The organism is Bradyrhizobium sacchari (assembly GCF_002068095.1).
GTDB lineage: Bacteria > Pseudomonadota > Alphaproteobacteria > Rhizobiales > Xanthobacteraceae > Bradyrhizobium > Bradyrhizobium sacchari.
Genome location: NZ_LWIG01000018.1, coordinates 109,389 through 120,647, shown reverse-complemented (window position 1 = coordinate 120,647; position 11,259 = coordinate 109,389). Strand labels below are relative to the sequence as shown.

Genomic DNA, 11,259 nt, shown 5'->3' with positions numbered 1-11,259 from the left:
GGGAACGACGCCGCCTGTGAAGATCCGGACCGTTTCACCGGCGCCGACCGCCCCGGCAAACGGCCGCCCGGCCGCGACCTCGCCAATCACGGTCAGCTGGGCATCGATCATCGCCGCATCGGCCGCCCGCACGGCATAGCCGTCCATCGCTGACATCGCCTCCGGCGGCTGCGTGCGCCGCGCCGCGATGTCGCGGGCAAGCACGCGGTGGAAAGCTGCGTCGAGGGAGACCGTCTCCTCAGGCCGCGGCTCCGCGCCGGCAAGCACTGCGGCAAGCGCGTCAGAAACCGGCATCAAGGCCACGGGTGAAAACTCCTGCTCAGCACGTTCGGCAAATCGGCGGCGAGAGTTCTAGCCGAGTGCAAGCGCAGAGGCAAAAGAGCGCAGATGCAGGATGATTCAACCTGGTGAAGAGAGAGCTCAAATCCTCCGCGGCATGATCCGGAAGGCGAGACAGACCGGGACGAGGACGGCCATGGCAAGCACGAGAATCACGAGCGCCACGGCCAGCATCGGTCAACTCCGTGCTGGCTCGTCCGGACTGACGTCCGGCGCTTTGGGCCCCTGATCCTTGTCGGGCAGCGGGTCGGCCTGGGATTTCAGGTCGGCGGCCTTACTGATCAGCTTGGCGGACAGGTCGGAGTCCGAGGTGGTTCTGGCGAACTCGAGTAGAAGAGAGGCTTGCTTGGTGAGGTAGGATTTGCCCAGCACGTCGATCAGTCCAATGTAGAAGGTCCCAACGGACTCAAGAGTCCGGAAGGGCGGATTCCGTTCCCGGAACTTTGTACAAAAATGCACAAAGGGATTTGGTTCCCCCTTTTGGGCAAAATGAGTTCCAGGAACTGGCTCCCTTAAGGGACGGATCCGCTCAAATCCCCAGCTTCTTCAGCGCATCGCCGACATCGCGGGGCGAGGTCACATGCACCCCGATCAATCCGCGGGCCCGTGCCCCCTCGACGTTCTCCGCGAGGTCGTCGAAGAAGACGATGCGGCTCGCCGGCACACCCATGGCCGCCACGACATGGTCGAACGCCTCGGCGTCCGGTTTGCGCAGGCCGATGCTGGACGACAGATAGAGCTCGCGGAAATGGCCGAGCAGGTCGCCATATTCCTTTGAGAAATAGTCCACATGCGGCCGGTTGGTGTTGGAGAAGGCGTAGAGCGGCATCTGCTTCGCCGCACGCGGCAACAGCTCGGCGATGTCAGGCATCTCGCCGGCGAAGATCGCGTTCCAGCCCTCCAGGAACTGCGCATCCGAAATGCCGATGCCGAGCGACGCACGCAGCGAGGCAAAATAATCCTCGTCGCTGATCTTGCCGACCTCGTGCAATCGATAGGCCTCGGTGTCGCGCACAAAGCTTGCGACAATGCTTTCGGGCCTGCAGCCGGCATGTCCGGCCCAGCAGGCGATGGCCTTGGAGAAGTCGATGTCGAGCACCACGCGTCCGAGATCGAACAGAAGTGCATCGGCGCTGCCGGGAGAGAGCGGCGTCATTCTATCCTTCCACTTAGTATCGGTAGGGGTCGTGGTCGAACAGCGGGAACGCGCTGAACACGCTCGGCGCGTTGGTCGCGGTGGCCGGATGCAGGCTGGACTTGCCAACCTCGGCGAACGAGGTGGCACCCAAAAGGCCGAGGCAGCGCAGCACCTCGTCTTCCAGCAGTTCCAGCATTCGCGTTACGCCGGCCTCGCCCGCCGCAGCAAGAGCCCAGCATTGCAGCCGGCCGATGCCGACGAGGTCGGCACCTGCCGCGATCGCCTTGACGATGTCGGTGCCGCGGCAGAAGCCGCCATCGACCATGATCCTGGCGCGGCCTTTCACGGCATCCACGATCTCAGGCAGCGCATGCATGGCGCCGCGGCCATGATCGAGCTGGCGGCCGCCATGGTTGGAGACGTAGATCCACTCGACGCCGTGATCGATCGCGATCAACGCGTCTTCGGCGGTGGCGATGCCCTTGAGGATCAGCGGGATCTTGAATTTGTCCTTGACCATCTTCACGGTCCGCCACTCCAGGCCCTTCTGGTAGTCGCCTCCGGTGGCGCGCAGACGGCTCTCCCGAACATAGCGCTTGGCGATGTCGCGTTCGCGACGGCTGTAATGAGCGGTGTCCACGGTCAGGCAGAAGGCGGCATAGGCATTCTTCTCGGCCCGGCTGACGACATCGGCGACGAAAGCGTCGTCGCCGCGCACATAGAGCTGATAGAGACGCAGCGCATCGGGGGCGGCCTCAGCAGTCTTCTCCAGGCCGGGCTCTGACACCGAGCTCAGCATGTGCGCCGCACCGAAAGTGCCGGCAGCGCGCGCGACGCTTGCGGCGCCATCCGGATCGAAGATCTCGAGCGCGCCGACCGGGGCCAGCACCACCGGCAGCCGCATCTTGCGGCCGAACTGCTCGACGCTTGCATCGACCTGGCGGACGTCGCGCAGCACGCGCGGGCGGAAGGCGATCTCGTCCAGCGCCATCCGGTTGCGGCGCATCGTGGTTTCGGTCTCTGCGGCGCCGACGATGTAGTCCCAGGCATTCTGGTTGAGGTTGGCGCGCGCCTTCCGGATGAATTCGTGCAGGTTCTGGAACGGCTCGTTGCTGGCGCCGAGTTCGACGTTCCGTTCCGGCCGGATGCGGGGCGCTTCGTTCATTGTTATCCTCCCGAGAATTTGAAGCCTTGTGTCATCGCCTAACCCGTCCAGCCCTCCAAAACCATCCTAAAATCGCATAGCTGCGAGGCGCGGGCCGGCCGACCGATTCCCGCCTGTCGTGCGAGACGGTTTCGGAACGTTGCCAAAAGTTTAGGTCGGGACGAAGGGATTTCTGCAGGTACCCGCCGGCGTGGCGAGCCAGCCTTGAAGAAACCTGAATGGTGTTGTCAGAAACGGGCTGGATCGCCATTTGCATGGCGGCTCCCGGGCCCCCGAGCAAGAAGGCTAACTCGTCCATGCGGAAATCCCTGCTGTTCCCCCTTGGCGCGCTCACCGGCGTGTGCCTGACCCTTCTGGTATCCGGCCCGCAGGGCGGGCTCTGGGCGGCGAGGGCGGCGGCGGGCGCGGATGATGCCTATTCCAAGCTCAACCTGTTCGGCGAAGTGTTCGAGCGGGTAAAGGCGAGCTATGTCGAGAAGCCGGACAACGCCAAGCTGATCGAAGGCGCGATCACCGGCATGGTGACCTCGCTCGACCCGCATTCGCGCTACATGAACGACAAGGCCTGGACTGAGATGCAGGAGACCACCTCCGGCGAGTTCGGCGGGCTCGGCATCGAGGTCACGATGGAGGAGGGGCTCGTCAAGGTCGTCTCGCCGATCGACGACACGCCGGCCTCGAAGGCCGGCATCATGTCCGGCGACCTCATCAGCAAGATCGACGGCGAGGGCGTGCAGGGCATGACGCTCGAGCAGGCCGTCAACAAGATGAAGGGCCCGGTCGACACCAAGACCAAGCTCACCATCGTGCGCAAGGGCGCGGACGCCCCACTCGACGTCGCGATCACGCGTGAGATCATCCATGTGCGCCCCGTGCGCTTCCATGTCGAGAATGGCGATATCGGCTATATCCGCGTCACCTCGTTCAACGAGCAGACCACCGACGGCCTGAAAAAGGCGATTGCGTCGATCTCCAAGCAGGTGCCACAGGAAAAGCTGGCCGGCTACGTCATGGACCTGCGCAACAATCCGGGCGGATTGCTCGACCAGGCCGTCTCGGTGTCGAGCGCGTTCCTGCAGCGCGGTGAGGTCGTCTCGACGCGCGGTCGCAATCCGGAAGAGACCCAGCGCTTCACCGCCCATGGCGGCGACCTTACCAAGGGTAAGCCGCTGGTCGTCCTGGTCAACGGCGGTTCAGCCTCGGCCTCGGAGATCGTGGCCGGCGCGCTGCATGACCACAAGCGTGCCACGATCATCGGCACGCGCTCGTTCGGCAAGGGCTCGGTGCAGACAATCATTCCGCTCGGCGCCGGCAACGGCGCGCTGGCGCTGACCACGGCGCGCTACTACACGCCGTCGGGCCGCTCGATCCAGGCCCAGGGCATCGCGCCCGACATCGAGATCCTCCAAGACGTGCCGCCCGAGCTGAAGGGCCGGATGGACACCATGGCGGAATCCCAGATGCGCGGCCATCTACAGGCCGCCGACGGCACCGAGCAGACCGGATCGCAGTCCTACGTCCCGCCGGAAGAGAAGGACGACAAGGCCCTGCATGCGGCCTATGACTTCCTGCACGGCCAGACCGCGAATGCTGCGACCGCCGCGCGTCCGACGCCGAAGGCGGCGGTGCCGAACTAGACCTTACCACCTCCAGACATCGATCGCCCGGGAGTGGATGACCGCTCCCGGGCGAATTCGTTTTGGAGGTGTCTCAGCGCGGATTCATCGCGGCGAAGGTCGCCTCATAGCGGCCGTCGCGTTCGGCCCAGCGGCGGGCGCGGTCGCGCTCAACCAGCACTTCGTCGCGGGGATGGACCCGCAGCTCCAGCAATTGCATGACCTCTGCGATGTAGGCTGGCAGCGGCATGGCGCGCTCATCGCTCGCCTGCGTGGCGCCGGTGAGCTCGGTCTGCACATAGGGCGGTGCGAGCTCCAGCACCTCGACCGGAATCCTGCGGAGCTGATGCCGCAGCGATTGCAGCCACGAATGCAGGAACGCCTTGCTGGCGCAGTAGGTCGGGAAGTCGGCACGCGGCACGAAGGCGAGATTTGAGCTGGTTGCGATGATCGTTGCGTCCTGCTGCCTCTTGAGCGCCGGCAGGAACGCCGCCGTGACGCGCAGCACGCCGAGAATGTTGGTCTCGACCATCGCCTCCGCGTCGGAGGCATCCCAGCCGTCCGCATTCATGTCCTCCGTGCGCGCGATGCCGGCGTTGGCGATCAGTACGTTGAGCTCGGGAAATCCTGCGCGAACCTCAGTCGACAGGCGCGGCAGGCTTGCGGGATCGTCGAGGTCGAGCGGCAGGCCGATCAGGCCGGGACGTTCAGCCGTGATCTGATCGAGCAGGGCCTGCCGTCGCCCGGCGACGATGACGCGGTTGCCGCGATCGTGGAAGGCTTCAGCGAGCGCGCGGCCGATGCCGCTGGTGCCGCCGGTGACGAGGATCGTATTGCCAGTCATCTTCATGGTGTTGCCTTTCGATTGAAAAGGCCACGGCAACCCTGGAAATCCTCATGGCGTGCCATCCGACAAGACAGCCGGCATCGCGGCGCGCGCGTGCCGGATTGAGCGTCTTGAACGAATGAGCGTTCGCAACAGGAGGATTGATGGCATGACCGTGGCGTCTCGTGAATCGAGATCTCCCTGCTGGGATCCTCTCGACAAAGGACGCGTTGGATGACGGTAACGCCTACGGCAGCACGACTTCGGCGGCTGCAGGTGAAGAAATACTTTGACCTGAGGTCATCGTCAAGCGTGACGGGCCGGCCGAAGAGCTAACCGGCCTCGCGCCGGCGGTTCTCGCCGCCTTCGCGCCTGGCGAGGCGGCTGCGATGGAGTGCGAACAGCTCCACGACCTTGTCGGCAGGTTTTGCGGCGCTGAACAAATAGCCCTGCATCTCGGAGCAGCCGAGCGCGCGGAGCAGGCGCTGCTGCTCCTCGGTCTCGACGCCCTCGGCCGTGGTGGTCATGCGACGGGCGGCCGCCAGGTTGACGACGGCCTGGACGATGCTGGCGGATCCGTCGGGGCCGGCGATATCGTCGACGAAGCAGCGGTCGATCTTGATCTTGTCGAACGGGAAACGGTGCAGATAGCTCAGCGAGGAGTAGCCGGTGCCAAAATCGTCGAGCGCGATGCGCACGCCGATGGCGCGGAGCTGGTGCAGGATCGCGAGCGCCGTGTCATCGTCGCGGATCAGCACCGCCTCGGTGATCTCGAGCTCCAGCCGGCTTGCCGGCAGATTGGAAGCGGCGAGCGCCGCCATGATCTTCAACGCCAGCGTGCCGCTCTTGAACTGCACCGGCGAGACGTTGACCGCAAGGCGGATGTCGTCGGGCCACCCCGCTGCATCCCGGCAGGCGGTCGCCAGCACCCATTCACCGATCTCATTGATCAGGCCGGTGTCTTCGGCGATCGGGATGAATTCGGCCGGTGAAACCATGCCGCGCTCGGGATGGCGCCAGCGCACCAGCGCCTCGCAGCCGGTGATGCGGTCGTCCTTCAGGCTGAGGCAAGGCTGGTAATAAACCTCAAGGCCGCTTTCGAGCCCCCCTTGGGCGATGACGTGGCGCAAGTCGGTCTCGAGCTGGCGCCGCTCGCGGACCTTGGCGTCCATTTCGGGCTCGAAGAAGCGGTGGGTGCGGCGGCCGGCGGATTTGGCGGCGTACATCGCAAGGTCCGCGTTCTTCAGGATCTGGTCGAGCGCCGTACCATGTCTCGGTGCCAGCGCGATGCCGATGCTGGCGTCGCTGGTGAGATGATGGCCCATGCAGTCGAAGGGGGTGCGGATCGCCAGGAAGATGCGGGCGACGAGATCGTTGACCTGGTCCAGCGAGGTTACCGCGCGCTGCACGATGGCAAATTCGTCGCCGCCGAGCCGCGCCACGAAATCCGCAGGGCCCGCGCAGCGGCTGAGGCTCGTTGCGACCGATTTCAGGAGCTCGTCGCCGACGAGATGGCCGAGCGCGTCGTTGACGCTCTTGAACTCGTCGATGTCGATGTAGTGCACCGCGACCTCTTCGCCATCGGCGATGGCGGCCAGCTCCTGCCGCAGATGCTCGTGGAACATGGCGCGATTGGGAAGGTCGGTCAGCGCGTCGTAATGGGCGAGGTGGGTAATGCGCTCCTCGATGCGCCGGCGCTCGGTGATGTCCTCGTGCGTCGCCACCCAGCCGCCGTCCGCGAGCGGTTCGTTGAGGACCTGGATCGAGCGGCCGTCGGCGGTGTCCACCACCATGGCGTTGCGGACATGGATGTCGCGCAGCACGCGCTCGGCATATTGATCGACGTCGCCGGTGAACGAGCCGGTCGTCTTGCGATGGGCGATGATGTCGCGGAAGCTGCAGCCGGGCTTCACAACGGCGGCCGACAGGCCGTACATGTCGATGTAGCGTTGGTTGCACACCACGAGCCGACGCTCGGCGTCGAACAGCAGCAGGCCCTGGGTCATGTTGTTGACGGCGCGGTCGAGACGTTGCTTCTCCAGCATAAGCCGTTCCCTGGAGAGGCGGTGCTGCTCCAGCAGCTTGCGCACGATCGCGATTAGCACGCCGGCGATGGCGAGTGCCGAAGAGGCGGCAACCGAGATCAGGATGCCGATCTGCTCGCGCCAGTCGGTCAGGGCCGCCGCGCGTGTCGTGGTGGCCATCATCAGGATCGGGTAGTGGGGCAGGGCGTGCGAAGCGATCAGGCGGTCCTCGCCGTCGACCGGGCTCATGACGCGGCCGGCGAAATGATCGAGCCCGAAGACCCGCTGGTGCTCGAACGGACCGGACTTGAAATTCCGTCCCATCAATTCGCTGGAATGGGGATAGCGGGCGAGCAACGTGCCGTCGCGATGCAACATCGAGATCGTCGCGCCTTCGCCGAGCACGACGGATTCGAAGAACTTCTCGAAATTGGCCGGCTCGATGCCGCGACCGACCACGCCCATGAACTCGCCGTTCGGGCCGACGATCCTGCGTACGAGCAGGATGGTCCAGGCGCCGGAGATGCGACTGTGCAGCGGCTCGATCAGGATGTCAGGCGAATGGGGGTCGTATTTGAAGGTGCGGAAATAGCCGCGATCGGCAACGTTCACCTTGGGAGCCGGCCATGCCGTCGACGAATTGATCACGTTGCCTTCGGCATCGATGACGTTGACGCCGCCGATGTAGGGCAGTGCCTCGATCTTCGAGCGCAGCATCCGGTGGATGTCCTGCCCGGAGAGGCGCTTGCGGTAGTCTTCCGCGTTGCCAACGCCGATCGCGCGGACGTGGTCTACGAAGTCCTTCTGAATGACCGCGAAGTCCTGCAATTGCTGATCGAAATGATGGGCCAGCATCAAGACGGTGTTTTCCAGCTCGCGGCCGGAATTGCGCAGGGCGCGTTCGCGGAAATTCTGCGCCATCAGGACGGCGCCGACGGCGATCGCGGCGATCAGCAGCGTGCCGCCCACGACCAGCCAGCGGATCGGTCCGCTGCGCACGAAGGCCTGGTCGAAAAGGCGACTGCCGTATTTCGTCATCATGTCGGTTGTTGCCGCGCACACGCCAGGATCAGTTCTTGATCCCCAAGACATCCGTTGGTTTACGGGAACGGTATGGAGGCGAAGTTAGGAAGCGCGGTTAACACGACATGAATCGCCACACACAAAAGCGGGGCAAACCGTGCAGGAATTGCCGCAGGACTCCTGCGCTGCCGGACAGTTCCTGCCGGCCATGCCGTGATCAACCAAGGCTTAACCATCTAAGGCGTTGGCGATCCTCAAGTCGTCATTGGCACGTGATTTGCGAACATGCCTGCCAACGACACAGGGAGGAGTTGATCGTGAAAGCCGTTTTGAAGAAATTCTTTGCCGACGAAGCCGGTGCGACCGCCACCGAATACGGCCTGATCGCCGCCGGCACGCGCTTGCGATCATCGCCGTGGTCAACAACCTCGGCTCGACGCTGAAGCTGAAGTTCGGGTCGATCAGCACGTCGCTGAAGTAGCGCAAGATCAGGCGCGGTAATGGCCGGACTTGCCGCCGAGCTTCTCGACGAGATGGATGCCCTCGATGCGGACACCGCGCTCGACCGCCTTGATCATGTCGTAGATGGTGAGGCAGGCGACCGACACGGCCGTGAGTGCCTCCATCTCGACGCCGGTCGGGCCCGTCACCTTGACGCTGGCACGGACGAGGCAGCCGGGCAGTTTCGCATCGGGCTCGATCTCGACGGTAACCTTGGACAGCGCGAGCGGATGACAGAGCGGGATCAGCTCGGAGGTGCGTTTTGCCGCCATGATGCCGGCGATGCGGGCGGTTCCGAGCACGTCGCCCTTCTTGGCATTGCCGGAGACGATCAGATCCAGCGTTGCCCTGGTCATGACCACGCGGCCTTCAGCGACCGCCAGCCGTTCGGTCGCGGGCTTGGCCGAGACGTCCACCATCCGCGCTTCGCCGGACGCGCCGATATGGGTGAGGGCAGGGCCGGCCTTGGACTTCGATGGCCTAGCCGTGGAAGACTTGCGCGCCATCTCAGCGCGTGCCCGTCGCGCGTGAGCCGGTCTCGCGCGCGAGCAGCGTGCGCGTGGCGGCGGTGACGTCGGCCTGCCGCATCAGGCTCTCGCCGACCAGGAAGGTCGACATGCCGACGCGCTCGAGCCGGGCGAGATCGGCGGGCGTGAAGATGCCGCTTTCGCCGACCATCAGCCGGTCCTTTGGTATCAGCGGCGCCAGTGCCTCGCTGGTCGCGAGCGTGGTCTCGAAGGTGCGCAAATTGCGGTTGTTGACGCCGATCATCGGCGAACGCAGCTTCAACGAGCGGTCGAGCTCGGCGCGGTCGTGGATCTCGATCAGCACGTCCATGCCGTAGCCGATGGCGGCGTCTTCCAAATCCTTCGCGGTGGCGTCGTCGAGCGCGGCCATGATGATCAGGATGCAATCGGCGCCATGCGCGCGGGCTTCGGCCACCTGATAGGTGTCGAACATGAAATCCTTGCGCAGCACCGGCAGCGAGGTGGCCGCGCGCGCGGCCACCATGAAGTCGAGACGACCCTGGAACGAGGGCGTGTCCGTCAGCACCGAAAGGCAGGCGGCGCCGCCGGCCTCGTAGGCTTTGGCCAGGATCGGCGGATCGAAATCCGCGCGGATCAATCCTTTCGAGGGCGAGGCCTTCTTGACCTCGGCGATCAGCGCGTAATCGCCATTGGCATGCTTGGCCCTGATCGCGCGTACGAATCCGCGCGAGGCGGGCTGCGCCTTGGCCTTCGCCTCTACCGCCGACAGCGGCAGCGCGCGTTTGGCGGCGGCGATCTCCTCGCGCTTGTACGCCTCGATCTTGGTCAGGATGTCCGACATGTCAGGCTCAGCCGTTCGAGACCGCGATCAGGTGCTTCAGCCGCGCGTTCGCCGCGCCGCTGTCGAGCGATTTTGCGCCGATCGCAACGCCCTCCTTGAGGTCCTTGGCACGTCCGGCCACGACCAGCGCGGCGGCGGCGTTCATCAGCGCCACGTCGCGGAAGGGACTCGGCTTGCCGTTGAGCACGCTTTGCAGCGCGATCGCATTGGCGTCAGCGTCGCCACCCTTGAGCGCACCGGTCTCGCAGCGCGAGAGCCCAGCTTCCTCCGGCGTCACCTCGAAATTCCGGATCTCTCCATTGTGGAGCGCGGATACGAAGGTCGGGCCGGTGAGGGTGATCTCGTCGAGTCCGTCGGAGCCGTGCACGACCCAGGCGGCTTCGGAGCCGAGATTCTTGAGCACCTGTGCCAGCGGCTGCACCCATTGCCTGGAGAACACGCCGACCATCTGCCGCTTCACGCCCGCCGGGTTGGACAGGGGGCCGAGCAGGTTGAAGATCGTGCGGGTCGCGAGCTCGACACGGGTCGGGCCGACGTTCTTCATCGCAGGATGATGGGCGGGGGCGAACATGAAGCCGATGCCGCATTCGCGAACGCAGCGCCCGACCTGCTCCGGCTTGAGGTCGATCTTCACGCCGAGCGAAGCCAGCACGTCGGCGGCGCCCGAGCGCGACGACAGCGCGCGATTGCCGTGCTTGGCCACCGGCACACCTGTGCCCGCGACGATGAAGGAGGCGCAGGTCGAGACGTTGACCGAGCCGGAGCCGTCGCCGCCGGTGCCGACGATGTCGACGGCCTCAGGCGGCGCCGTCACGGTCAGCATCTTGGAACGCATCGCCGTAACAGCGCCGGTGATCTCGTCCACGGTCTCGCCGCGCACCCGCAGCGCCATCAGGAGGCCGCCCATCTGCGAGGGCGTGGCTTCACCCGACATCATGGCATCGAAGGCGGATGCTGCTTCGTCACGCGACAGGCTGGCGCCGGTCGCCACTTTTCCAATGATCGATTTCAGGTCGTCCATCGCGTGCTTTCAACTCACTGGTTCGCGCCGGTCACCTGCGCGAAGGCGGCCTGATTAATGGTGGTTCCGATGTCGGTTTCAAGCTTGTTGACGTAGGAGGCGATCTGCTCCTCGGTCTGGGCCCGGTCGAGGGTGTCCTTCAGCTTCTTGACCGCGTCGGAGGCGGCATCGACCGCGGGATCGACGATGTCGGTGACGCGGAACACGATCACCTCGCTGCCGCCGCTCACCTGCGTCTGTCCGACGCCGTCCTTGGCGGCGCGGAATGCGGCCGCCA

At 65.1% G+C, this 11,259-nt stretch carries 9 protein-coding genes and 3 pseudogenes; 2 read left to right on the top strand and 10 right to left on the bottom strand.

Annotated features, from left to right (window positions below):
* The 4 genes and pseudogenes from A5906_RS44830 to A5906_RS22760 all read right to left on the bottom strand — a co-directional run.
* A pseudogene (locus tag A5906_RS44830) lies at nucleotides 1-303 on the bottom strand (molybdopterin molybdenumtransferase MoeA); the annotation flags it as partial.
* Nucleotides 304-516: 213 nt separating this feature from the next.
* Nucleotides 517-711 carry a hypothetical protein gene (locus A5906_RS22770; RefSeq protein ID WP_080137570.1) on the bottom strand — a complete coding sequence of 65 codons (195 nt, stop codon included), beginning with the start codon at nucleotides 709-711 and terminating at the stop codon, nucleotides 517-519.
* 157 nt (nucleotides 712-868) lie between these two features.
* The gene (locus tag A5906_RS22765) at nucleotides 869-1,495 is read right to left on the bottom strand and encodes an HAD-IA family hydrolase (protein ID WP_080137537.1); all 627 of its coding nucleotides are present in this window, start codon (nucleotides 1,493-1,495) and stop codon (nucleotides 869-871) included.
* 13 nt (nucleotides 1,496-1,508) lie between these two features.
* Entirely contained in the window at nucleotides 1,509-2,642 is a 1,134-nt protein-coding gene (locus A5906_RS22760) for an alpha-hydroxy acid oxidase (protein ID WP_080137536.1), read from the bottom strand.
* Between the two features lie 296 nt (nucleotides 2,643-2,938).
* Here A5906_RS22760 and A5906_RS22750 point away from each other — a divergent pair, with 296 nt between their 5' ends.
* Nucleotides 2,939-4,279, top strand: a complete 1,341-nt coding sequence (locus A5906_RS22750) for a S41 family peptidase (RefSeq protein WP_080137534.1) — start codon at nucleotides 2,939-2,941, stop codon at nucleotides 4,277-4,279.
* 73 nt (nucleotides 4,280-4,352) lie between these two features.
* On the opposite strand, the gene A5906_RS22745 is transcribed toward A5906_RS22750, so the two are convergent.
* Together A5906_RS22745 and A5906_RS22740 are read right to left on the bottom strand one after the other, a co-directional pair.
* Nucleotides 4,353-5,108 (bottom strand): SDR family oxidoreductase, encoded by a 756-nt coding sequence (locus tag A5906_RS22745; protein WP_080137569.1) that lies wholly within the window; start codon nucleotides 5,106-5,108, stop codon nucleotides 4,353-4,355.
* A 308-nt stretch (nucleotides 5,109-5,416) separates the two neighbouring features.
* The gene (locus tag A5906_RS22740) at nucleotides 5,417-8,149 is read right to left on the bottom strand and encodes a bifunctional diguanylate cyclase/phosphodiesterase (RefSeq protein ID WP_080137533.1); all 2,733 of its coding nucleotides are present in this window, start codon (nucleotides 8,147-8,149) and stop codon (nucleotides 5,417-5,419) included.
* Between the two features lie 299 nt (nucleotides 8,150-8,448).
* Between A5906_RS22740 and A5906_RS22735 the strand changes: the two are divergent.
* Nucleotides 8,449-8,612: pseudogene (locus tag A5906_RS22735) on the top strand (Flp family type IVb pilin).
* Nucleotides 8,613-8,619: 7 nt separating this feature from the next.
* On the opposite strand, the gene moaC reads toward A5906_RS22735, so the two are convergent.
* The 4 genes and pseudogenes from moaC to A5906_RS44825 form a co-directional block, all read right to left on the bottom strand.
* Nucleotides 8,620-9,138 (bottom strand): cyclic pyranopterin monophosphate synthase MoaC, encoded by a 519-nt coding sequence (moaC, locus tag A5906_RS22730; protein WP_080137532.1) that lies wholly within the window; start codon nucleotides 9,136-9,138, stop codon nucleotides 8,620-8,622.
* Between the two features lies 1 nt (nucleotide 9,139).
* On the bottom strand, nucleotides 9,140-9,961 hold the full coding sequence (gene trpC / locus A5906_RS22725; RefSeq protein WP_080137531.1) for an indole-3-glycerol phosphate synthase TrpC: 822 nt from the start codon (nucleotides 9,959-9,961) through the stop codon (nucleotides 9,140-9,142).
* A gap of 7 nt (nucleotides 9,962-9,968) precedes the next feature.
* Nucleotides 9,969-10,982: an anthranilate phosphoribosyltransferase gene (gene trpD, locus A5906_RS22720; protein WP_080137530.1), complete on the bottom strand. Its 1,014-nt coding sequence runs from the start codon at nucleotides 10,980-10,982 to the stop codon at nucleotides 9,969-9,971.
* 14 nt (nucleotides 10,983-10,996) lie between these two features.
* Nucleotides 10,997-11,259: pseudogene (locus tag A5906_RS44825) on the bottom strand (peptidylprolyl isomerase); the annotation flags it as partial.

Bases quoted from the DNA above. Each gene is read 5' to 3' on its own strand.
- A5906_RS22765 (WP_080137537.1), bottom strand. From the start codon at position 1,495: ATGACGCCGCTCTCTCCCGGCAGCGCCGATGCACTTCTGTTCGATCTC.
- A5906_RS22760 (WP_080137536.1), bottom strand. From the start codon at position 2,642: ATGAACGAAGCGCCCCGCATCCGGCCGGAACGGAACGTCGAACTCGGC.
- A5906_RS22750 (WP_080137534.1), top strand. From the start codon at position 2,939: ATGCGGAAATCCCTGCTGTTCCCCCTTGGCGCGCTCACCGGCGTGTGC.
- A5906_RS22745 (WP_080137569.1), bottom strand. From the start codon at position 5,108: ATGAAGATGACTGGCAATACGATCCTCGTCACCGGCGGCACCAGCGGC.
- A5906_RS22740 (WP_080137533.1), bottom strand. From the start codon at position 8,149: ATGATGACGAAATACGGCAGTCGCCTTTTCGACCAGGCCTTCGTGCGC.
- moaC (WP_080137532.1), bottom strand. From the start codon at position 9,138: ATGGCGCGCAAGTCTTCCACGGCTAGGCCATCGAAGTCCAAGGCCGGC.
- trpC (WP_080137531.1), bottom strand. From the start codon at position 9,961: ATGTCGGACATCCTGACCAAGATCGAGGCGTACAAGCGCGAGGAGATC.
- trpD (WP_080137530.1), bottom strand. From the start codon at position 10,982: ATGGACGACCTGAAATCGATCATTGGAAAAGTGGCGACCGGCGCCAGC.